This is a genomic window from Kitasatospora sp. NPDC001159 (assembly GCF_053598235.1).
The window spans coordinates 24,465-46,921 of sequence record NZ_JBSFJV010000058.1; the positions used below are offsets into that span (position 1 = coordinate 24,465).

At 72.4% G+C, this 22,457-nt stretch carries 18 protein-coding genes; 10 read left to right on the forward strand and 8 right to left on the reverse strand.

Translation table 11 applies throughout. The features are described from left to right. Positions 1-7: 7 nt before the first annotated feature. Entirely contained in the window at positions 8-2,464 is a 2,457-nt protein-coding gene (locus ACWC9T_RS26280; protein ID WP_449823508.1) for an HAD-IC family P-type ATPase, read from the reverse strand. Between the two features lie 52 nt (positions 2,465-2,516). Then, positions 2,517-2,831, reverse strand: coding sequence for a DUF2530 domain-containing protein (locus ACWC9T_RS26285; protein ID WP_449823509.1), 315 nt, complete (start codon positions 2,829-2,831; stop codon positions 2,517-2,519). Positions 2,832-3,018: 187 nt separating this feature from the next. On the opposite strand from ACWC9T_RS26285, the gene ACWC9T_RS26290 reads away from it, so the two are divergent. After that, positions 3,019-4,479, forward strand: a complete 1,461-nt coding sequence (locus tag ACWC9T_RS26290) for an NCS2 family permease (protein ID WP_449823510.1) — start codon at positions 3,019-3,021, stop codon at positions 4,477-4,479. A gap of 87 nt (positions 4,480-4,566) precedes the next feature. Here ACWC9T_RS26290 and ACWC9T_RS26295 read toward each other — a convergent pair whose 3' ends face one another. Next, positions 4,567-4,752, reverse strand: a complete 186-nt coding sequence (locus ACWC9T_RS26295; RefSeq protein WP_449823511.1) for a VOC family protein — start codon at positions 4,750-4,752, stop codon at positions 4,567-4,569. A gap of 106 nt (positions 4,753-4,858) precedes the next feature. On the opposite strand from ACWC9T_RS26295, the gene ACWC9T_RS26300 reads away from it, so the two are divergent. Beyond that, on the forward strand, positions 4,859-5,782 hold the full coding sequence (locus tag ACWC9T_RS26300; RefSeq protein ID WP_449823512.1) for a DUF4231 domain-containing protein: 924 nt from the start codon (positions 4,859-4,861) through the stop codon (positions 5,780-5,782). 206 nt (positions 5,783-5,988) lie between these two features. Next, on the forward strand, positions 5,989-7,701 hold the full coding sequence (locus ACWC9T_RS26305) for a hydrogenase maturation protein (RefSeq protein ID WP_449823513.1): 1,713 nt from the start codon (positions 5,989-5,991) through the stop codon (positions 7,699-7,701). A gap of 83 nt (positions 7,702-7,784) precedes the next feature. Here ACWC9T_RS26305 and ACWC9T_RS26310 read toward each other — a convergent pair whose 3' ends face one another. Continuing rightward, positions 7,785-8,615 (reverse strand): MHYT domain-containing protein, encoded by an 831-nt coding sequence (locus ACWC9T_RS26310; RefSeq protein ID WP_449823514.1) that lies wholly within the window; start codon positions 8,613-8,615, stop codon positions 7,785-7,787. 297 nt (positions 8,616-8,912) lie between these two features. Next, positions 8,913-9,410: a VOC family protein gene (locus ACWC9T_RS26315; RefSeq protein ID WP_449823515.1), complete on the reverse strand. Its 498-nt coding sequence runs from the start codon at positions 9,408-9,410 to the stop codon at positions 8,913-8,915. A gap of 123 nt (positions 9,411-9,533) precedes the next feature. Between ACWC9T_RS26315 and ACWC9T_RS26320 the strand changes: the two genes are divergently transcribed. Together ACWC9T_RS26320 and ACWC9T_RS26325 are read left to right on the forward strand one after the other, a co-directional pair. Continuing rightward, positions 9,534-9,968, forward strand: a complete 435-nt coding sequence (locus ACWC9T_RS26320; protein WP_045692358.1) for a MarR family winged helix-turn-helix transcriptional regulator — start codon at positions 9,534-9,536, stop codon at positions 9,966-9,968. Positions 9,969-10,024: 56 nt separating this feature from the next. Continuing rightward, on the forward strand, positions 10,025-11,677 hold the full coding sequence (locus ACWC9T_RS26325; protein WP_449823534.1) for an MFS transporter: 1,653 nt from the start codon (positions 10,025-10,027) through the stop codon (positions 11,675-11,677). 51 nt (positions 11,678-11,728) lie between these two features. Here the strand turns inward: ACWC9T_RS26325 and ACWC9T_RS26330 are convergent, their stop codons facing one another. Continuing rightward, on the reverse strand, positions 11,729-12,247 hold the full coding sequence (locus tag ACWC9T_RS26330) for a GNAT family N-acetyltransferase (RefSeq protein ID WP_449823516.1): 519 nt from the start codon (positions 12,245-12,247) through the stop codon (positions 11,729-11,731). A 46-nt stretch (positions 12,248-12,293) separates the two neighbouring features. Between ACWC9T_RS26330 and thpR the strand changes: the two genes are divergently transcribed. Next, the gene (gene thpR / locus ACWC9T_RS26335; protein WP_449823517.1) at positions 12,294-12,881 is read left to right on the forward strand and encodes an RNA 2',3'-cyclic phosphodiesterase; all 588 of its coding nucleotides are present in this window, start codon (positions 12,294-12,296) and stop codon (positions 12,879-12,881) included. A 214-nt stretch (positions 12,882-13,095) separates the two neighbouring features. Here thpR and serC read toward each other — a convergent pair whose 3' ends face one another. Next, a complete protein-coding gene (gene serC, locus ACWC9T_RS26340; protein WP_449823518.1) occupies positions 13,096-14,214 on the reverse strand; it encodes a phosphoserine transaminase in 1,119 nt (372 codons plus the stop codon). A 150-nt stretch (positions 14,215-14,364) separates the two neighbouring features. After that, positions 14,365-15,465, reverse strand: a complete 1,101-nt coding sequence (locus ACWC9T_RS26345) for a citrate synthase 2 (RefSeq protein WP_449823519.1) — start codon at positions 15,463-15,465, stop codon at positions 14,365-14,367. Between the two features lie 416 nt (positions 15,466-15,881). Between ACWC9T_RS26345 and pdxH the strand changes: the two genes are divergently transcribed. The 4 genes from pdxH (at position 15,882) to fxsT (ending at position 22,444) form a co-directional block, all read left to right on the forward strand. Beyond that, a complete protein-coding gene (gene pdxH, locus ACWC9T_RS26350) occupies positions 15,882-16,514 on the forward strand; it encodes a pyridoxamine 5'-phosphate oxidase (RefSeq protein ID WP_449823535.1) in 633 nt (210 codons plus the stop codon). Between the two features lie 156 nt (positions 16,515-16,670). Next, the gene (fxsA, locus tag ACWC9T_RS26355; RefSeq protein ID WP_449823520.1) at positions 16,671-16,874 is read left to right on the forward strand and encodes an FxSxx-COOH cyclophane-containing RiPP peptide; all 204 of its coding nucleotides are present in this window, start codon (positions 16,671-16,673) and stop codon (positions 16,872-16,874) included. 157 nt (positions 16,875-17,031) lie between these two features. Then, entirely contained in the window at positions 17,032-18,441 is a 1,410-nt protein-coding gene (locus ACWC9T_RS26360) for a TIR-like protein FxsC (RefSeq protein WP_449823521.1), read from the forward strand. Further along, positions 18,431-22,444, forward strand: a complete 4,014-nt coding sequence (fxsT, locus tag ACWC9T_RS26365; RefSeq protein WP_449823522.1) for an FxSxx-COOH system tetratricopeptide repeat protein — start codon at positions 18,431-18,433, stop codon at positions 22,442-22,444. Before ACWC9T_RS26360 ends, fxsT begins: the two co-directional genes overlap by 11 nt. Positions 22,445-22,457: the final 13 nt, after the last annotated feature.

Below are 22,457 nucleotides of genomic sequence, written 5' to 3' on the forward strand. Positions count from 1 at the left end.
GCGGGGGTCATTCGAGCCCGCGGCGCTTCATGAAGCCCCAGGCGATCTCCAGCACGATGCCGCAGATCACCGCGATGGCGACGCCCGTCCACGGGTCGCGCTGGCCGACCAGGGAGAGCTGGAAGAATTCGGACAGCGCCGGGACCACCAGGACCAGGGCGAACGCGCCGCCCATGGTGCCGATCAGCAGCAGCCGCCACCAGTTGTACGGGCGGGCGACGATGGCGAGCACCCAGATGGCGATCAGGAAGAGCGTCAGGGTGGCCACGCTGGTGTCGGCCTTGAGGTCGGTCGCGTGGTCGGTGCGGGCCAGCGCGTAGGCGACGAAGGTGCCGGTGCCGGCGATGACGCCGCCGGGGACCGCCAGCCGCAGGACGCGCTTCACGAAGCCGGTACGGGCCCGCTCGTTGTTGGGGGCGAGGGCCAGGAAGAAGGCCGGCACGCCGATGGTGAGGGTGGACAGCACGGTGGAGTGCCGGGGCAGGAACGGGTACGGCGAGTGGGTGAAGATCACCAGCAGCGCCAGCAGCACCGAGTAGACCGTCTTCACCAGGAACAGCCCGGCCACCCGCTCGATGTTGCCGATCACCCGGCGGCCCTCGGCGACCACCGAGGGCATGGTCGCGAAGGAGTCGTCGAGCAGCACGATCTGGGCGACCGCCTTGGTGGCGTCCGAGCCGGTGCCCATCGCCACGCCGATGTCGGCGTCCTTGAGCGCGAGCACGTCGTTGACGCCGTCGCCGGTCATCGCCACGGTGTGGCCGCGGGACTGCAGAGCCCCGACCAGTCGGCGCTTCTGCTGTGGGGTGACCCGGCCGAAGACGCTGGTCCGGTCGGCGGTCTCGGCGAGCTGCTCCGGGTCCTCGGGCAGGGTGCGGGCGTCCAGCGGGTGGTCCGCGCCGGGCAGGCCGAGGTGGCCGGCCACCGCGCCGACCGAGACCGCCGCGTCCCCGGAGATCACCTTGGCCCGGACGTTCTGGCTCTCGAAGTAGCGCAGGGTGTCGGCGGCGTCCGCGCGCAGCCGCTGCTGGAGCACCACCAGGGCGAGCGGGGTGAGGCCGGCCGCCGGGTCGGGGGAGTCCAGCGGGACGGGCGTGCGGCCGAGCAGCAGCACCCGCAGGCCCTGGGCGCCCAGCTCGTCCACCTCGGCGAGCGCCGGGTGCCCGGCGGGCAGCAGCACGTCGGGGGCGCCGAGCAGCCAGCTGGCCTCGCCGCCCTGCGGCTCCAGCAGCTGCACGCCGCTCCACTTGCGGGCGGAGGAGAAGGGCATCGCCTCGATCACCCGCCAGCCGTTGCCGCCCGGGCCGGCGCCGTCGCCGCGCCCGTACGCGTCGATCACGGCCTGTATGGACGGGTTGGGGCGGGCGTCGGCGCCGGCCATCACGGCGAGCGCGTGCTGGATGGTGTCCGGGTCGACCGGGGCGGGCTCGCCGTCGGAGATCACCCGCAGGTCGATCACGTCCATGCCGCCCTCGGTGAGGGTGCCGGTCTTGTCCAGGCAGACGGTGTCCACCCGGGCCAGGCCCTCGATCGCCGGGAGCTCCTGGACCAGGCACTGCTTGCGGCCGAGCCGGATCACGCCGATCGCGAAGGCCACCGAGGTCAGCAGCACCAGGCCCTCGGGGACCATCGGCACGATGCCGGCCACCATCCGGCGGACGGCCTCGCGCCAGTCCCGGCCCTCGACGGCCAGCTGGCTGATGATCAGGCCGAGCGCGGTGGGGATCAGCAGGTAGGTGATGAACCGCAGGATGCTGTCGATGCCGCTGCGCAGCTCCGACCTCACCAGGGTGAACTTGCTGGCCTCCTCGGCCAGCTGGGCCGCGTAGGCCTCGCGGCCGACCTTGGCGGCGGTGAAGGCGCCCGCGCCGGCCACCACGAAGCTGCCGGACATCACACGGTCGCCGGGCTGCTTGAGGACGGAGTCGGGTTCGCCGGTGAGCAGCGACTCGTCGATCTCCAGGCCGTCCGCCTCGGTGACGTCGCCGTCCACGATCACCTTGTCGCCGCTGCCGAGCAGCACGGTGTCGTCGAGGACGATCTCGGCGACGGTGATCTGCTGGACGGTGCCGTCCCGGCGGACCTGGGGGCGGGCCTCGCCGATCAGTGCCAGGCTGTCCAGGGTCTTCTTGGCGCGCAGTTCCTGGAAGATGCCGATCGCCGTGTTGGCCACGATGACCAGGCCGAACAGGCCGTCCTGGATCGGGCCGACGATCAGGATGATCCCGAACATGACGCCGATGATGGCGTTGAACCGGGTGAAGACGTTGGCCCGGACGATCTCCTTGGCGGACCGGCTGGATCGCACCGGCACGTCGTTGACCTGCCCCTCGGCGACCCGTTCGGCCACCTCTGCGGAGGTCAGGCCGCCGCGCCGCCCAGGCAGCAGCCCGAGGGGGTGCGCTCCGTCGGGGAGGTCTCCGTCGGCCGGATGCTCTTCCTCGGGCTGGGCAGGCTGCGTCATGGCACCGACTCTACGGGCGCCTTATGTCCGATGCGTGCTACTAAAGCACTGTTCAGTCCGACCGGGTGGCCGGGCCCGCGCCGCTGTCGGTGCCGTCGCCGTCGGCCTCGCGCAGGGCGGTCTCGGCGGTGCGGCTGCGGGCGATCGCGTCCCGCCGGGCGCGGCAGTACCAGAGGCCGATCAGGCCGAGCAGGCCGCCGGAGAGGCAGATCCAGGGCCAGGTGCCGTGCCCGTGGTCGGAGAGGGTGCCCTGGAAGGGGAGCAGGGCCAGGAAGGCGACGAACCACAGCACCGTGCCGCCGCCGACGATGGCGACGTCGTTGGCCTCCAGCGGAGGGGGCGAGGGGTGCAGCGGCGTCTTGGGCATGGGGCCTAGCGTACGGTGCGGTGGGGGCCCGGCGGGGCCCCTGGGGTGCTCCGGGACACCCCGCGGGCTCTACGCGCGAAGATAGCGCGTGTGCGATCCGGAAACCATACTTAATGGTCTACGCCCGGCCACCGTCGCTCCGGGCGGTCCCCCCTCTCCTCAGCTCCCCCACAGAGGACGCCCCGCCATGCCTGTGGTCCAGCCGACCACCGAGTCGCCCGAACCCGCCGACGCCGCGCCCCAGCTCCCCGCGGGTGCCCTGGACCGCTACTTCCGGATCAGCGAGCGCGGCTCCACCCTGCCGCGCGAGGTCCGCGGCGGTGTCGCCACCTTCTTCACCATGGCGTACATCCTGGTGCTGAACCCGATCATCCTGGCCAGCGCCACGGACATGACCGGGGCTCACCTGGGCAGCGCCCAGCTGGTCACCGCCACCGCCCTCACCGCGGGTCTCACCACCCTGCTGATGGGCGTGATCGGCAACGTGCCGATCGGCCTGGCGGCCGGCCTCGGCGTCAACACCATCGTGGCGCTGCAGCTCGCGCCCAAGATGACCTGGCCGGACGCCATGGGCATGGTGGTGCTGGCCGGCTTCGCGATCATGCTGCTGGTCGCCACCGGTCTGCGCGAGCGGGTCATGAACGCCGTCCCGCTCGGCCTGCGCAAGGCCATCGCGATCGGCATCGGCCTGTTCATCGCCCTGGTCGGCCTGGTCGACTCCGGCTTCGTCAGCCGCGTCCCGGACGCCGCCCACACCACCGTCCCGCTGCAGCTCGGCGGCAACGGCCACCTGCTCGGCTGGCCGGTGCTGGTCTTCGTGTTCGGCCTGCTGCTCACCCTGGTCCTGGTCATCCGCAAGGTGCCCGGCGCGATCCTGATCAGCATCGCCAGCTCCACCGTGCTCGCGGTGGTGATCGACAAGCTGGTCGACATCCCGGCGCTCAAGTGGGGCCTCACCGTCCCGACCTGGCCCGGCAACCCGGTGGCCGCCCCGGACTTCGGCCTGGTCGGCAAGGTCAGCCTGTTCGGCGGCTTCGGGAAGGTCGGCGTGCTGACCGGCGTGCTGTTCGTCTTCACCGTGCTGATGTCCTGCTTCTTCGACGCGATGGGCACCATCCTCGGTGTCGCCGACGAGGCCCACCTGCTGGACCGGAAGGGCGACCTGCCGGGCATCAACAGGGTCCTGATGGTCGACGGCATCGCCACCGCGGCCGGCGGTGCCACCTCCGCCTCCGCCAACACCTGCTTCGTCGAGTCCACCGCCGGCGTCGGCGAGGGCGCCCGGACCGGCTTCGCCTCGATCGTCACCGGCCTGCTCTTCATGGTGGCGCTCTTCCTCACCCCGCTGGCCACCATGGTCCCGGCCCAGGCCGCCACCCCGGCGCTGGTCACGGTCGGCTTCCTGATCCTGGCGAACTCCGTCAAGGAGATCGACTGGGCCGACTACACCATCGCGATCCCGGCCTTCCTGACCATCGTGATGATGCCGTTCACCTACTCGATCACCAACGGCATCGGCCTCGGCTTCATCGCCTTCTGCATCCTGCGCCTGGCCGCCGGCCGCGGCCGCAGCGTGCCGGCCCCTCTCTACGCGGTGGCGGCGGTGTTCGCCTTCTACTACCTGATGCCCGCGCTCGGTCTGCTCTGAGGCCCCACGGCCGCGCAACGGCCCGGGCTCCACAACGGCCCCGCCCTCCGGTTCCGGAGGGCGGGGCCGCGTCGTTCCCGCGCCCGGTCAGTGGACGCAGGACTCGTTGCCCTCGGGGTCCCGCATGACGGTCCACTCGCCGCCGGGCTCCTTGACGTCGCGCAGCACGGTGGCGCCGAGGGGGGCCTGGCGGTGCGGGTCGGCGCAGTCCATGACGAGTTTCCAGTGCAGCGGCAGGTAACCGTTTGTATCGGTTACCTGAGGGCGGGACAATCACCGGCGGTCGGAAGGTGTCGCGGAAGCTGTCAAAAAGGTGACCGTGTAGGGCAGTTGACGGCGGGCATACTGCCTGGACGGAGACGAGGAGGGGGCTCGACCGATGGTGCAACAGGATCCGCCCGGGGGAGTCGAGGCGCGGCTGCTGCCGGATCTGTTCTGGCAGGCGGACAAGGCCTCGCTGGACGGACAGCGCGAGACGCTGCGCTGGCACCGCGGACTGATCGCGATGCTGGTGATCGCCGCGCTGATCGGGTCGCTGCCGGGCCCCGACCACAAGGGCGACAGCGATATCAAGCCACTGTTCTCGGTGGCCGCCTTCCTGGTGGCCGGCTACTTCTGGTCCCGGCTGCGCCGCAGCAACCCGCAGGGCCGTTGGTACGAGGCGCGGGCGGCGGCCGAGTCGGTCAAGACGCTGGCCTGGAAGTACAGCGTCCGGGCCCGGCCGTTCGACGGCGAGGCCGAGTCGGCGGACGCCGACCGCGGCTACCTGCTCCAGGTCGAGGACGTGCTGCGGGCCTTCGAGGACCCGGAGATCGTGCCGCCCGGCACCGTCCCCGAGATCACCGAGGAGATGCGGCGCGCCCGGGCCGACAGTCTGACCGCCCGGCGCACCCTCTACCTGCGCACCCGGGTCGAGGGCCAGCGCACCTGGTACCGCTCACGGGCCGACTCCTGCGAGTCCCAGGCGGTCTCCTGGGGGCTCGGCATCGCGACGCTGATCATCATCGGTGCGGCGGCGGCGATCGCCCAGGCCACCGGCGCCCTGGAGGTGCACATCTTCGGCGCCAGCTCGGCCGCGGCCGCCGCGATCATCGCCTGGACGCAGCTCAAGCAGCTGCGCCCGCTGGCCGCCGCCTACCAACTGGCCGCGCGCGAGCTGGAGAACGTCGGCAACCAGCTCTCCGACCTCGACCTCAGGGGGCCGGACGCCGAGACGCGCTGGGCGCGGCTGGCCGCCGAGGCGGAGGACGCGGTCTCCCGGGAGCACACCACCTGGCGGGCCCGCCGGGCGTTCCCGCGCTAGGCCGCGCTAGGCCGACTCCGGGAGGCACGCGCCAGGCCAACTCCGGGAAGAGGCTGGGGAGATCCGGCGAAGCGCGGGCCACGCCGGGGTCACAGGTGTGCGGGGTGCGTGAGGGTAGGGCATCGAGGCGCGGAACGTAACCATTACGTGTCCATGCCCTGGTTTCATCGCCTCCGCGCACCCGAAGTCCTGCCCGGAGGCCCCCCTTGCGCATTCTCCTGATCGCGACCGCGTTCAACAGCCTGACCCAGCGCGTCCACACCGAGCTGCGCGAGCGCGGCCACCAGGTCGCCGTCCAACTCGCGCTCGGCGACGACCAGATGCGGGCCGCGGTGGCCGACGTCGACCCCGAGCTGATCATCTGCCCGATGCTCACCAAGGCCGTCCCGGCGGACATCTGGTCCACCCGGACGGTCCTGATCGTGCACCCGGGCCCCAAGGGCGACCGCGGCCCCTCCTCGCTCGACTGGGCGATCACCGAGGGCGCGCAGCGCTGGGGCGTCACCGTGCTGCAGGCCGTCGAGGAGATGGACGCGGGCGACATCTGGGCGTCCGTCGACTTCGCCGTCCCCGACTGCGGCAAGAGCGAGCTGTACCGGGGCGAGGTCGCCGACGCCGCCGTCGAGGCCGTCCTGCTGGCCGTCCAGCGCCACGAGGGCGGGCTGTACACTCCCGAGCCGCTGGACTACGCCCGCCCGGACGTGCGCGGCGAGCTGCGGCCGCTGCTGCGCCAGGAGGCCCGCCGGATCGACTGGGAGCAGGACGACACCGCCACCGTGCTGCGCAAGCTGCGCGCCGCCGACTCCCAGCCCGGCGTGCTGGACGAGTTGTACGGGCGGGAGTTCTTCCTGCACGGCGGACACCCCGAGGACGACCTGCGCGGCCCGCGGCCCGGCGGCGTCATCGCCACCCGGGACGGCGCGATCTGCCGGGCCACCGTGGACGGCGCGGTCTGGATCCCGCAGCTGCGCCCGCGCCGCACCCCCGGTGGGCCAGCCACCTTCAAGCTTCCGGCCGCGACGGTGCTCGCCGACGAGCTGCACCGGGTCCGCGAGGTGCCGGTGACCCCGGTCGAGGCCGCCCGCCGGGACACCTGGTCGGAGCTGCGCTACCGCGAGGACGGCGACGTCGGCTACCTCGAATTCGCCTACGCCGGCGGGGCGATGAGCACCGAGCAGTGCCGCCGGCTGCTCGCCGCCTACCGGATGGCCGCCGACCGGCCCACCTCGGTGCTGGTGCTCGGCGCGCCCCGGGACTTCTACTCCAACGGGATCCACCTCAACGTCATCGAGGGTGCGACCTTCCCGGCGTTGGAGTCCTGGGAGAACATCACCGCGATGGACGACCTGGTCGAGGCGATCCTGACCACGAGCGACAAGCTGACCGTCGCCGCGCTGGCCGGGAACGCGGCGGCCGGCGGCCTGATGCTGGCGCTCGCCGCCGACGAGGTGTGGTGCCGGGAGTCGGCGGTGCTCAACCCGCACTACCGGCTGATGGGCCTGTACGGCTCCGAGTACTGGACGTACACCCTGCCGGCCCGGGTCGGCGCGGAGCAGGCCGAGCGGCTCACCACGGAAGCGCTGCCGGTCGGGGCCGAACACGCCCGCCGGATCGGCCTGGTGGACCGTACGGCCGGCGGGGACGCGGCCGGCTTCCGTCGCTGGGTGGCCCGTGAGGCCGCCCGGCTGGCCGCCTCGCCGGAGCTCACCGGGCGGCTGGTGGACAAGAAGCGCCGCCGCGCCGAGGACGAGGCGGCGAAGCCGCTGGCCGAGTACCGGGCGGAGGAACTGCGCCGGATGCACGCCAACTTCTACCGGGCTGGCGAGTCGTACCACGGGCTGCGGCGGGACTTCGTGCGCAAGGTCTGCCCGGTGGCCACGCCGGAGCACCTGGCCGGGCTGCTCGGACGGCCGGAGTAGCCGGAACGACAGGCGATCGAGGAACGAACGACGTCCGGCCGGGGTGGGGGGCCCGGCCGGACGTCCGCTTTCCGCGGGCGCGTTCAGCGCCGGGCGCCCGCCTTGCCCACCGACCGCCGCTGCTGCGGCGGGACGTGCGGCGTCCGCGTCGGCAGCGGCGCTGCCGGGCCGACCAGCAGCGGCTGCGAGGAGGTCTTGCTCGGCGAGACGGCGAAGGCCAGCGCGCCGAAGAAGATGTAGCAGCCCAGCCCGACCCCGAGCGGGAAGATGAACTGCAGCGCCATCACGCCACCCTGGGTGGACTGCGAGAAGTCCAACCGGACCGACAGCGCAGCCATCCCGGTGTAGTGCATCGCGCAGACGGCCACGCCCATCACCGGCGCCGCCGCCAGCACGGCGAGGGTGCCCCGGATGTTCAGCGCGGCCCAGAGCGCGGCCGTCGCCGCGAACACCGCGATGCCGATCGACAGCCCCACGGTGAGGTGGTCGTAGCCGAGGTGGCCGGGCAGCACCATCGCGGCCATGCCCAGGTAGTGCATCGCGGCGACGCCGAGCCCGGTGGTCAGCCCGCCGATCAGCAGTGACAGGACGGTACGGCTGCGCCAGTACCCGACGGTGAACAGCCCGACGCCGACCACCGCGACGGCGACCAGCAGGCTGAGCACGGTCAGCCCCGGCTGGTAGGTGATCTCGGCGCCGCTGACCGAGAAGCCGAGCATCGCGATGAAGTGCATGGACCAGATGCTGGCACCGAGCGAGGTCGAGGCGAACAGCAGCCAGACGACCCGGCTGCGGCCATTCGAGATGAGCGCCCAGCGGGCGCTGCGCAGGGCGACGAAGGCGCCGAGGCAGGCGACGAAGTACGAGACCGCCGGTGTCACCCAGCCGTGGTCGGCATGATGGATCTCACCCAAGAGAGCTCCCTGGACGGATGCGGGGATGCGGGCGCCAGGGCTCGGGCGGAGGCGGGGGACCGGGTACGGGGAACGGTGGAACACGCGCGGAGACGGGCGCGGAGGGGGCTCCGCCAAGGGGAGACCTGGCCGTGTGGTGCCCCTGACAACGGGGACAGTAGCCACTGCCCGGTGGTCGCACAAGGTTCGCGTTTTTCGTGAAGTCCCAGGTCAGCATTGACCTTTACGCGGTCTGCAAGATCTTGGCACCAAGCCCTGACACCGCCTGCGCACGGCCCCCAGGCGCGTTCGCCGGCCCTACTGCTCCAGCGGAGCTAGCCCGAACGGGTGGCCCGCCGGGTCGATCAGCACCCTGAGTGTGCGGCCGTGCTGGTAGCTGGGCTCGGTCGCGCCGAGTGCGAGGGCCTTGGCGGTCGCCTCGTCCAGGTCGTCGACGTAGAAGTCGAGGTGGAAGTGCTTGCTGCCGTCCGGCTCGGTCCACGGCTCCGGCCGGTAGTCCGCCACCCGTCCGAAGCCCAGCGGGCTGCCGCCCTCCGGGTTGTCCAGGATCGCGAAGTGCTCGTCCGCGTGCCGGGTCTCCCAGCCCAGCAGCTCGCCGTAGAACGAGGCCAGCGCGACCGGGTCGGCGCAGTCGATGGTGACCATGGCGAGCCGGGCGAAGCCGGTGTCGTCCTGCCCGAACTGCCCGGACTGCCCGGACTGCCCGGACTGCCCGGACGTGGCGGACTGCTCGTACGGCGCGGGCGGCGCATACGGCACGTACAGCGCGGGCTGCTCGGCGGCGAGATCGGACATGGCTGGTCGACCCTTCCTGGAGTCGGGAGCGGTGACCCCATGACCAATATGGCACCGGGTCGATCTTCCGGCGCGGCGGGAACCCGTTTTTCCTTAGCGAGAGTAATGACGTAGGCTAAAGAGATGCCCGAGATGTCCGAGCAGGACCTCGCAGCGATCTCTCAGCTGCGGTCGTCCACGATGCGCCTCTCCCGACGACTCAAACACCAGCGGGTGGAGGAGTCGTTGAGTCCCACCGAGATGGGAGTGCTGGGCACCCTCGCCCGGTGCGGGAAGGCGACGCCGGGTGAGCTCGCCCGGAAGGAGCACGTGCAGCCTCCTTCGATGACCAGGATCGTCGCGATGCTGGAGGAGAAGGGGCTGGTGCGGCGCGAGCCGCACCCCGAGGACCGCCGCCAGGTGGTCGTCAGCAGCACCGAGCAGGCCGAGGCGATCCTCGCGGAGAGCCGTCGGCGCCGAAACGTCTGGCTCGCCGAGCTCGCCCAAGGGCTCGACGAGGAGGAGTGGGCCGTCCTCCGGGAGGCCGCGCCCGTGCTCTACAAGCTCGCACACCTCTAGGCACACCGAACCCGGCCAGCAGCGCCGGGAGGGGCCCCGCGGAGAAGGGAAGCCGCATCACCGCAGGACCGACCACCGACACCAGGAGCGCGACGGCCACCGCCAAGGCCGTCGCGCCACGAGGGGAGACCACCGTGACACCGCCGGCCGCAGCCAGCGCCGCCGCCATCCGTACCGACGACCCGACCACCGACCCCGCCGCGGACCGTGCCGCGGCCGCCGACGCCCAGGCCCCCGCCCCCAGCGGACTGCCCGGCAGCGGCGACGACGACCCCGACGAACGCACCGCGGCGGACTCCGCCGCTCAGGGCCGCGCGGCCACCCTTTCGGCGACGATCCCCCAGCCTCCGGCCGGGGGGACCCCCACCGCTCGGCCCCTCCCATCTCCCGCAGGAGCCCGTTTCACGAGGCCCGGGGGGATGTTCTCCTCCCTGCGCGTTCGCAACTACCGCTACTACTTCGCCGGCCAGGTGGTGTCCAACACCGGCACCTGGATGCAGCGGATCGCCCAGGACTGGCTGGTGCTGAGCCTCACGGGCAGCCCGCTCGCGGTCGGCATCACCACCGCCATGCAGTTCCTGCCGATGCTGCTGCTCGGCCTGTTCGGCGGCGTACTCGCCGACCGCATGCCCAAGCGCCGGCTGCTGATCCACACCCAGGGCGCGATGGGCCTGCTCGCCGTGGGTCTGGCCGTGCTGACCGTCGGCGGCGTGGTGACGCCGTACTACGTGTACGCCTTCGCGCTGCTGCTCGGCCTGGTCACCGTGGTGGACAACCCGACCCGACAGGCCTTCGTCGCCGAGATGGTCGGGCCCAAGGACCTCGCCAACGCGGTCAGCCTGAACGCCGCCAACTTCCAGACCGCCCGCCTGGTCGGCCCCGCCGTCGCGGGTCTGCTGATCGCCGCGGTCGGCAGCGGCTGGGCCTTCGCCGTCAACGCGCTGTCCTTCGCCGCCGTGATCGGCGGGCTGCTCGCGATGCGGGAGAGCGAACTGCGCCCGACCGAGCCGATCGCCCGCGAGAAGGGCCAGCTGCGCGAGGGCCTGCGGTACGTGAAGGAGCGGCCCGAGCTGCTCTGGCCGATGGTGCTGGCCGGATTCATCGGCACCTTCGGCTTCAACTTCCCGACGCTGCTCTCCGGTTTCGCGTACGACACCTTCAAGGTGGGCGCCGGGCAGTACGGCCTGCTGAACACCGCGATGGCGGTCGGCTCGCTGGCCGGTGCGCTGCTCGCGGCCCGTCGGGGCGCGCCCCGGCTGCGCCGGCTGGTCGGCGCGGCGCTGGCCTTCGGCACGCTGGAGGTGGTCGCGGCCTTCGCGCCCGACTACTGGACCTTCGCGCTGCTGCTGATGCTGATCGGGGTGTTCGGGCTGAGCTTCAACACCGCGGTCAACTCCTCGCTGCAGCTGGCCACCGACCCCGAGATGCGCGGTCGGGTGATGGGCCTGCTGGTGCTGGTCTTCACCGGCGGCACGCCGATCGGCGCCCCGGTCGTCGGCTGGGTCACCGCCTCGTACGGGCCCCGGCTCGGCCTGCTGGCCTGCGGAGTGGTGTCCGCGCTGGCGGCCGCCGCGGTCGGCCTGGTGCTGGCCCGCAGCGCGGACCTGCGGGTGCGCTTCGACCTGCACCCGGGCCGTGGCGGCCGGGTGGTGGCCGTCGTGCCGCGGACCGTTCCGGCGCGCAGGACCGCGCTGGCCACCGCCTGCTGATCGAACGCCAGGAACCCCCGGAGTCGGGACTCCGGGGGTTTCGACGTCGCGTCAGAGGCGGATGGCCAGCACCTGGCCCGGCCAGACGCCGGTCGGCTGCTCGACCTCGAAGCTCTCGGTCTCGGTGAAGCCGAGCGCCCGGTACTGGGCGACCAGCTTGCGGTCCGCGCCGCCGTAGCAGTCCACCCGCAGCAGGCCGATGCCGCGCCGACGGGTCTCCTCGATCGCGTCGGCGATCAGCGCCGCGCCGATGCCCGAGCCCTTGCGGCTGCGGTCGGTGACCAGGTTGCGGACGTACAGCTCGCGCTCGTCCACGGCGGGGATCCACCGGCCGCGGTCCTCGGAGAGCACGCAGCAGCCGACCGTGCGGCCGTCGTCGTCCACGGCGAGGCGGATCAGGAAGGGCTCGGCGGCGTACGACGAGACCTGGTCGACCCGGGCCTGGTTGGTGCTGAACGGCTGGTCGCCCCACTGGCCGGTCCGGTCCTGGCCGGCCAGCCAGGACACGGCGCCGTCGAGCAGGGCCAGGATGTCGGGGACGTCCGCGGGCCCCCCGTTGCGGATCTTCATGGATAAACGTTCTACTCCAAACGGCCGATCGAGGGAAGATTGGCCCATGAGGCTGTTCGTGGCGGTCATCCCGCCGGTCACGGCACTGCAGGGGCTCGCCGACGCGGTCGCGCCGGTGCGCGGGCTGCCCGGGGCGGACCGGCTGCGCTGGACCACCGTCGAGGACTGGCACCTCACCCTGGTCTTCCTCGGTGAGGTGCCGGCCGAGCGGCTGCCGGGGCTGGAGGCGGGCCTGGCCGACGTCGCGGAGGTCCACCCGGTGCACCGGCTGCGGATCGCGGGCGCCGGCCGGTTCGGCGACCGGGTGTTGTGGGCCGGGCTGGAGGGGCAGACCTGGGCGCTGCGCCGACTGGCCGGGGCCGCCAACGAGGCCACCGAGGAGGTGGTCGGCGAGGTCGACGCCTTCCAGTTCCACCCGCACCTGACCCTCGCCCGGGCCGGCACCCACCGGGGCCACCGGCGGGCCGTCCAGCGGGTCGCGGCGGCCGAGCTGGACGCGCTGGCGGCGGCGCTGGCGGAGTACCGGGGGCCGGAGTGGGAGGCGAGCGAACTGCACCTGATGCGCAGCGAGCAGGACGGCGGCCGTACGCGCTACACCTCGCTGGGCGCCTGGCCGCTGGCCGACTGGAGCTGACTCCCGGGGCCGCCCTCGGTCGGGGCCCGGTGTGAGCCGGAGGTACGCTCGTTGACCGTGGATCCCAAGACTCGTATGCGCATCGTCTCCGGCACCCTGGTGCTGCTGCTGGTCGTCGTGCTGATCAGCTCACTGGTCAACCGGTAGACGGACAAAAGCGAAGGGCCACCGCCCGCAGGCGGTGGCCCTCAGCCGTGTCCTCGGGGACGCGGGGTCAGAGCTGCTCGACCACGTAGTCGATGCACCGGGTGAGCGCCTCGACGTCCGCCGGGTCGATCGCCGGGAACATCGCGATGCGCAGCTGGTTGCGGCCCAGCTTGCGGTACGGCTCGGTGTCCACGATGCCGTTGGCACGCAGTGCCTTGGCGACCGCGGCGGCATCCACCGACTCGTCGAAGTCGATGGTGCCGACCACCTGGGAGCGCTCGGCCGGGTTCGCCACGAACGGGTTGGCGAAGGAGGACTTCTCGGCCCAGGCGTACAGCCGGGACGAGGAATCAGCCGTACGGGCGACCGCCCAGTCCAGTCCGCCGTTGCCGTTCAGCCACTCCAGCTGGTCGGCCAGCAGGAACAGGGTGGCGATCGATGGGGTGTTGTACGTCTGGTCCTTCGACGAGTTGTCGATGGCCGTCGGCAGCGAGAAGAACGGCGGGATGTAGCGGCCGGAACCGGCGATCTCGGCGGCGCGCTCCAGGGCGGCCGGGGAGAAGGTGGCCAGCCACAGGCCGCCCTCGGAGGCGAAGGACTTCTGCGGGGCGAAGTAGTAGACGTCGGTCTCGGTGATGTCGACCGGCAGGCCGCCGGCGCCCGAGGTGGCGTCCACCAGCACCAGCGAGCCCTCGTCCGCGCCCACCGGGCGCCTGATCGGCATCGCGACGCCGGTCGAGGTCTCGTTGTGGGTGAGGCCGTAGACGTCCACGCCGGCCTCGGCGACCGGCAGCGGGTGGGTGCCCGGGGCGGTCTTGATCACGGTCGGCTCGGCCAGCCACGGGGCGGCCTTGACCGAGGAGGCGAACTTCGAGGAGAACTCGCCGAAGTCCAGGTGCTGGGACTTCTCCCGTACCAGGCCGAAGGCGGCGATGTCCCAGAAGGCGGTCGAACCGCCGTTGCCGAGCACGACCTGGTAGTCGTCCGGCAGCGAGAAGAGGCTGCTCACGCCCTCGCGTACGCGCTTGACCAGGTTCTTGACCGGGGCCTGGCGGTGCGAGGTGCCGAGCAGGGAGGTCTGGGTGGCGGCGAGGGCACTCAGGGCCTCGGGGCGCACCTTGGACGGTCCGCAGCCGAAACGGCCGTCTGCGGGCTTGATGTCAGCGGGGATCTGGATCTGAGCCACGCGCGCAGCCTACCGGCCGGGGACTCGCCGGGGGTACGGTCGTCCGCCCGCTGAGACTGTGATCTTCGCTGCTCGGAGAAGCCGACAGCGGGCCCGGCCGAGGCCGGACCCGCTGGTCAGAGGCGGTGCGGAGCCCGAGGCTCAGCGCGCTCAGTGGGCGATGGCGTCCCAGCCCTCGACCTCCTCGGGGCGGCGCGGACCGGGGCCGATGTAGCGCGCGGAGGGGCGCACGAGGCGACCGGTGCGCTTCTGCTCCAGGATGTGCGCCGACCAGCCCGCCGTGCGCGCGCAGGTGAACATCGAGGTGAACATGTGCGCCGGCACCTCGGCGAAGTCCAGCATGATGGCGGCCCAGAACTCGACGTTGGTGGCCAGCACGCGGTCGGGGCGGCGGTTGTGCAGCTCCTCCAGCGCGGCCTTCTCCAGTGCCTCGGCGACCTCGAAGCGCGGCGCGCCGAGCTCCTTGGCGGTGCGGCGCAGCACGCGGGCGCGCGGGTCCTCGGCGCGGTAGACGCGGTGGCCGAAGCCCATCAGGCGCTCGCCCTTGTCCAGCGCGTTCTTGACCCACGCGGTGGCGTCGCCGGTGCGCTCGATCTCCTCGATCATGCCGAGCACGCGGGAGGGCGCGCCGCCGTGCAGCGGGCCGGACATCGCGCCGACCGCGCCGGAGAGCGCGGCCGCGACGTCGGCGCCGGTGGAGGCGATGACCCGGGCGGTGAAGGTGGAGGCGTTCATGCCGTGCTCGGCGGCCGAGGTCCAGTAGGCGTCGACGGCCTTGACGTGCTTCGGGTCCGGCTCGCCGCGCCAGCGGATCATGAACCGCTCGACGACCGTCTCGGCCTTGTCGATCTCGCTCTGCGGGACCATCGGCAGGCCCTGGCCGCGGGCGGACTGGGCGACGTAGGACAGCGCCATCACGGCGGCGCGGGCCAGGTCGTCGCGGGCCTGCTCGGCGGAGATGTCGAGCAGCGGCTTGAGGCCCCAGACCGGGGCGAGCATGGCGAGCGCGGACTGGACGTCGACCCGGATGTCGCCGGAGTGCACCGGGATCGGGAAGGGTTCGGCGGCCGGGAGGCCGGGGTTGAACTTGCCGTCGACCAGCAGGCCCCACACGTGGCCGAAGGAGACGTGGCCGACCAGGTCGTCGATGTCGACACCGCGGTACCGCAGGGCGCCGCCTTCACGGTCGGGTTCGGCGATCTCGCTCTCGAACGCGACGACTCCCTCAAGCCCGGGTACGAAGTCGGACATACGACGGCTCCTTCAGTTCTGCGATCGGTGCTCCGCCGTGGTGGGGCGGCGCGCCAGTGACCGAATCGTGGTTGGCACTCGGTGCCAGAGTGACAGGCACGGGGTGCATTGCGCCATACACCACCGTGGTGATGTTTCCTGCGGGCCCGCTTGACCTTCCGCCGAGGGTCGGTCGTGCCCGGGGGACACCCGGAACCAAACGCCCGGTTCCGGACAATTCCCCGTACGGCGGACGGCCAAGCGGTGGCGAGTCACCATATCTCCGACCGGGGTTTGTTCGGAGGTAGCGGTCCTGGTTGCTTGTCGTACGGGATGATGTCGGCGTGCAGACCCCGGAACGCGCCCAGTCGACGCCCCTGAGCCCCGCCAACCGGACCCTGGCCGACGAGCCCCGCCCCGGTCCGGACCTCACCGTGATGCGCAAGCACTACACCCACGAGGGCCTGACCGAGGAGCAGCTCGCGCCCGAGCCGATCGGCCAGTTCACCCGCTGGTTCCACGAGGCGGACGACGCCGGGGCGGTCGAGCCCAACGCCATGGTGCTCTCCACCGCCGACGCCGAGGGGCGGCCCAGCTCGCGCACCGTCCTGCTCAAGGGCTACGACGCGCGCGGCTTCGTCTTCTACACCAACTACGGGTCCCGAAAGGGCTCGGAGCTCGCCGAGAACCCGCACGCCGCGCTGCTCTTCCCGTGGATCGCGCTGGCCCGCCAGGTGATCGTCCAGGGGCGGGTCGAGAAGGTCGGCCGGGACGAGACCGCCGCCTACTTCCGCACCCGCCCGCACGGCTCCCAGCTCGGCGCCTGGGCCAGCGAGCAGTCCAGCCCGGTCAGCGGCCGCGACGTCCTGGAGCAGCGCTACGCCGAACTGGAGCGCCGCTACCCCGAGGGCGAGGGCGTCCCCGTCCCGCCGTTCTGGGGCGGCTACCGGGTGGTCCCGGAGAGCGTCGAGTTCTGGCAGGGGCGTGAGAACCGCCTGCACGACCGCCTCCGCTACCTCGCCGACCCGTCCCGCCCGACCGGGTGGCGGGTGGAGCGGCTCTGTCCGTGACGACGGGGCGGCTCCGGCCGTCCGCCACCCGGCCACTTCCCGTGCCGCGGTGACGCGCAACTGACGGTCAGTCAGGTAGGATGACGCCCGCGCGGACCAGGGTCGAGTTTCTCTGACCGGCAACCTGCTGTGCCGGCACGATCGAGTGAGGGACTGATGGGCGTCACCGGCGTCGAAACCACCGCTGGACTCGGCTCCGACCTGGTCGACGTCGCCGCCCTGCCGCTCGACGAACTCGATTCCCTGCCCGATACCGTGCTCGGCGACCTGCTGCGCCGGGTCGTCGCGGACGCCCTGACCCCCGGCGCGGAACCGCTCGCCGCCTTCCAGTCGGCGCTCGAACGCCAGGGCCTGCGCTAGGGCCCGACCCCGCTCCGCGGTGTCCGGCCGCTGACCGCCGGTTAAACCCCCGAGCCGACCGAATTTCACCCAACTTTGCAGTTTCCCGGTGGAGTTCACGACATGCTGGGTATGACACCAGCGCCGTCGCGGCACCGTCTGGCTCGGGGGGAATCAGGTGATCGAACGGGAACAGCGCCCGTACTTCTTCTTCAGCTACGCGCGTCGAGACTTCATCGAAGACGCCTTCGTCGACCAGTTCTTCAACGACCTGCGGGACGAACTCGGACGCATCCTCGGGCCGGCCGTCCAGGCCGACGAACTCGCCTTCCGCGACACCGAGCAGCTGCGGCTCGGCGACGAGTGGGCCGACAAGCTGGCGCTGATGCTCGGCCGCAGCCGGACCATGGTCGCGCTCTACTCCCCGGCCTACTTCGCCAGCCTGTACTGCGGCAAGGAGTGGACCGCCTTCCGCGGCCGGGTCCGGCGCCACCACGAGGAGGCCGGGGAACTCGTCTCGGCGCTGATCCCCGTGCTCTGGGAGCCCGTCACGCCGGGAGAACTGGCCAGCGAGGTCAACAAGATCCAGTGGGCCCAGCCGGACATGGGCGACGCCTACGCCCGCCACGGCCTGCGCGCCCTGCTGCGCACCGCCCAGCAGGAGGCCTACCGGCAGGTCGTCCGGGTGGTCGCCGGGCGGATCCGGGACGCGGCGGTGCGGCGGCTCGGCGAACTGCCCGAGTTCGACCTCGACGCCGTCCGCGGCTACTTCCCCGGGCCGGCCACGCCGACGCCGGCCGAGCCCGGCATGGTGCGGCTGTTCATCGCGGCCGGCCGGGCGTCGGAGGCCGCCGTCGCGGCCGACACCTGGACCGGCGGCCTGTACGGGGCCAAACCCTGGCACTGGGCGCCCTACCACCCGCCCGTGCAGCCGTCGCTGGCCTCGCGCGCCCAGCGGGTGATCACCAACGCGGGGCACACCACCACGCTGGAGGAGATCGGCCCGGGCCTCGGCGAGAAGCTCGACCAGGCCCGGGAGGACAGCCAGGTCAGCGTCCTGCTGGTGGACCCGTGGGTGACCGACAACGAGCGCTACCGGGCCGCGCTGCGCGAGTACGACGACCAGAACCACCCGGTCACCGGAGTGGTCGTCCCGATGGGCAGCAGGGACCCAGGCGCGGAGCGCGAAGCACCGTGGACCGGCGTGCGCGGCGTGTTCCGCCGCAACTGGTTGCGCCGGAGCGACCTGGAGCACTTGTTCCGGGTGAAAGTGAATCAGGAGAGCTTCGATCGCGACCTCACCATCATGGTGACGGTTGCTCAGAACAAGCTGATGGACGACAACTTGGATTGGCGGGACGATGGCGACGGCGCCTTCGGCCTGGGGTCCGGCGGCGACGCCTTCGGCTTCGGCGGCGGGCCGGACATGCCCGGGCTGTCCATCCCGGCCGGCCCGCCGCCCGGTCCGCGTCAGGGCCCGCCCGCGCGACGCGAGCCGGACCGGGAACCGAGGGAGATGCCCGGCCAGCGCCGGGGCGGCCACGACGGGTCCGTCCCGCTGAGGGGAGATGAGGACGATGACCATTGAGCCCGGCGCAGAGCCGGAGCGCGGCGGACCGGGTTCGGTCGTCACGTTCTACTCGTTCAAGGGCGGCACCGGCCGGACCATGGCACTCGCCAACGTCGGCTGGATCCTCGCCAGCCGGGGCCTGCGCGTCCTGGTGGTCGACTGGGACCTGGAGGCGCCCGGCCTCCACCGCTACTACCACCCGCTCCTGGTCGACCCCGAACTGCACGCCACCGACGGCCTGATCGACCTGCTGCGCGCCTACGTCCGGCAGGCACTGCCGTCCGCCTCCGGGCCGACCGGCCAGTCCCCGGCCGACTGGCTGGACGAACCCGGCCGGCTGGACGGCTACATCTGCGGCCTCGCCCTCGACCTGCCGCCCGGCGGCCGGCTCGACTTCCTGCCCGCCGGCCGGCAGAACGCCGCCTACGCCGCTGCGGTCACCAGCTTCAACTGGCGCAGCTTCTACCACGGCCGGGACATCCGCGGCGGCGAGTTCCTCCGCGGGCTGCGCGAACGCTGGGCCCGCGGCTACGACTACGTGCTCATCGACAGCCGCACCGGGGTCAGCGACACCTCCGGCATCTGCACCGTCCTGATGCCCGACACCGTGGTCGACTGCTTCACCTTCAGCGCCCAGAACATCCGCGGCGGCGTCGACGCCGCCCGGGCCATCGCCGAGGCCGAGGAGCGGGCCATCCGCGTCCTGCCGGTGCCGATGCGGGTCGAGGACGCCGAGCAGGAGCGACTGGAGGCCGGCCGGGACTTCGCCCGCGAGGCCTTCGCCCCCTACCTCGGCCGCTGGCTGCCCGGGGACCGCCGGGCCGCCTACTGGGCCGACGTCGAGGTGCCGTACAAGCCGTTCTACGCCTACGAGGAGGTGCCGGCCACCGTCGCCGACCGGCCGCAGGAGGCGCGCAGCCTGCTCAACGCCTTCGAGCGGCTGGCCGAGTGGATCACCGACGGCCGGGTCCGCTCCCTGCGTCCGCTCAGCTCCGAGTCCCGCCGCCGGCTGTACGGCGCCTACCTGCGCTCCGCCCGCGCGGTGCCCCGCCAGGTCTTCGTCAGCTACGCGCCCGAGGACCGGATGTGGGCCGAGTGGGCCGCCGGCACCCTCACCCGATTCGGGTACCAGACCTCGCTGCACAACGCCGCCGAGCCCTACGGCGGCCAGCGGCCCCCGGAGGTCACCGGACCGCTCGACGGCCAGGGCCGACTGCTCGCGCTGCTCTCGCCCGAGTACACCGCGCTGCCCCGCGCCGCCGAGGTCTGGCAGCTCCTGCAGGGGCGCGAACTCGCCTCCGGCGCATCGGCGTTGGTCGGCCTACGGCTGCAGGACTCGGACGAGCCGGTGCCCCGCCCGTTCGTCGGCCAGGCGGTGCCCGACCTGGTCCGGGCCTCCGCGACCGGTGCCGAGGCCCAGCTGTACGCCGAACTCGGCCCGCCGCCCGGAAGCAACCGGCAACTCGACACCGACAGCGGCGAGTTCGCCGCCCCGGCACGCTTCCCCGGTACTGCCCCGCAGGTCCAGGACGCGCCCTCGCGCAACGCCGCCTTCATCGGCCGCGGCAAGCTGCTCGAACTGCTCCGCAACCGCTTCACCGGCGGCCCCGCCGCCGTCCTCAGCCAGGTCCTCTACGGCTTCGGTGGCGCCGGCAAGTCGCAGATCGCCGCCGAGTACGCGCACCGCTTCAAGTCCGCCTACGACGTCATCTGGTGGGTGCCCGCCGAGGAGCCCGCCAACATCCCGCAGAAGCTCGCCGAACTCGCCCCCCGGCTCGGCGTGCCCACCAGCGACGACGTCGCGCACACCGCCGCCGCCGTGCTCGACGCGCTGCGCCGCGGCCACCCGTACCGCCGCTGGCTGCTGGTCTTCGACAACGCCGGCACCCCCGAGGAACTCGCCCCCTGGCAGCCCGGCGGCTCCTCCGGCGGGCACGTGCTGATCACCTCCCGCAACCAGGGCTGGGCCCGACACGCCGGCCTGGTCGAGGTCGACGTCTTCCTGCGCGAGGAGAGCGTCCGGCTGCTGCGCCGCTTCAACAGCGGCCTCTCCCCGGAGGACGCCGACCAGGTCGCGCACCGCCTCGGCGACCTGCCGCTGGCCGTCGGCCAGGCCGCCGTCTGGCTCCAGGAGACGTCGATGCCGATCGCCACCTACCTCGAACTGCTCGACGACGAGCTCACCGAGATGCTGGAGCGCACCAGGCTGCGCCCCACCGACTACCCGCACTCCGCCGCCGCCACCTGGCGCATCTCGGTCGAGGAACTGCGCCGGATGAACGCCCCGGCCGCCCAGATCCTGGAGATCTGCGCCTTCTTCGGCCCCGACGCGATCCCGATGCGACTGCTCTACAGCCGGGCCGTCACCCGCGCCCTGCGGCTGCCCCCGCGGGCGCCCCGCGACAAGCTCGCGATCGGCGAGTTCCTGCGCGCCATCAACCGGTTCGGACTCGCCCGCACCGACCAGGGCAGCGAGACCATCACCGTGCACCGGCTCGTCCAGGCGGTGCTCCGGGACCAGGTCGAGGAGGACCGGCGGGCCGAGCTGCGCGGCGTCGTCCACGCGGCCCTCGCCACCGCCAACCCCGGCGACCCGGACATCCCCGCCAACTGGGCCGAGTACGCCGAACTCCTGCCCCACCTCTGGCCGTCCGGCGCCGTCGACAGCGCCGACGAGGACGTCCGGGAGTGGATCATCGACTCGGTCCGCTACCAGTGGAAGCGCAGCCTGCACGAATCCGGCCGCGAGCTGGCCGAACGGACCCTGGAGCACTGGCGCCAGGACGACTACGGCGGATCCGACTTCGACGTCGACAACGACGCCCAGACGCTCATGCTGCGCACCCAGCTGAGCAACATCCGCCGCTCCCAGGGCGCCCTCCAGGAGGCGTACGAGATGGACCGGGACATCCTGGACCGCTTCACCGCGACCCTGGGCCCGGAGCACTCGCACACCCTCGCCGTGGCCAACAGCCTCGGCGCCGACCTGCGCTTCCTCGGCCGCTACGACGAGGCCCGGACGCTCGACCGCAGGACCCTGGACGCGGCCCGGCGCACCCTCGGCCCGGACCACCCGCGCACCCTGATGATCACCAACAACCTGGCCGTCTCCGACTACCTGGCCGGCGACCGCTACGCCGCCCTGGAACGGCACCGCAGCAACTACCTCCAGCAGCGCGACGCCCTCGGCGCGCACAGCCTGTACGCGTTGTCCTCCGCCTCCAACTACGCCCGCGACCTGCGCGAGACCGGGCGACTGCGGGAGGCGCTGGACCTGCTGGAGGAGACCGTCCGGACGTACCAGCAGACCATCGGCGACAACCACACCGACACCCTGCGCGCCCGCAAGAACCTCGCCGTGGCGCTGCGCCGGGCCGGGCGGTACACCGAGGCCCTGGAGATCGACGAGGACATCTACCAGCGCTACCTGGACATCAACGGCCCGGAGCACCCGGACACCCTGGCCGCCGCCACCAACCTGGCCAGCGACTACAACGCGCTCGGCGACACCGACCGGGCCATCCCGCTCGCCGAACGGGCCCTCGCCCGCTACCGCGACTACCTGGGCGAGGACCACCCGGTCACGCTGGCCGGCGCCAACAACCTCTCGGTCTACCTGCGGCTGGCCGGCCGCCTGGCGGAGGCCCGGGAACTGTCCGGGCGGACCCTCGCCCAGTTCCGGACCGTGCTCGGCTCGCACCACCTCTACATCCCGATCGCGATGATGAACCACGCGAACGACCTGGCGCTGGGCGGGGAGATCCGGGCCGCGCTCGCCCTGGACCAGGAGGCGGCGCCGCTGATGACCGAGGCGCTCGGCCCGGACCACTACGACTCCATCGGCATCACCTCCAACCTCGCGCTGTCGCTCGCGGCGATCGGGGAGACCGAGCGGGCCGCCGAACTCCGGGCGGACTGCATCCGCCGGGCCAGGGTGACGCTGGGGGAGGAACATCCGACCACCGTCGCCGTGAAGGCCGGGACGCGGCTCGACTCGGATGTGGAGCCGCCGCACGTGTGACGGACGGTCAGCG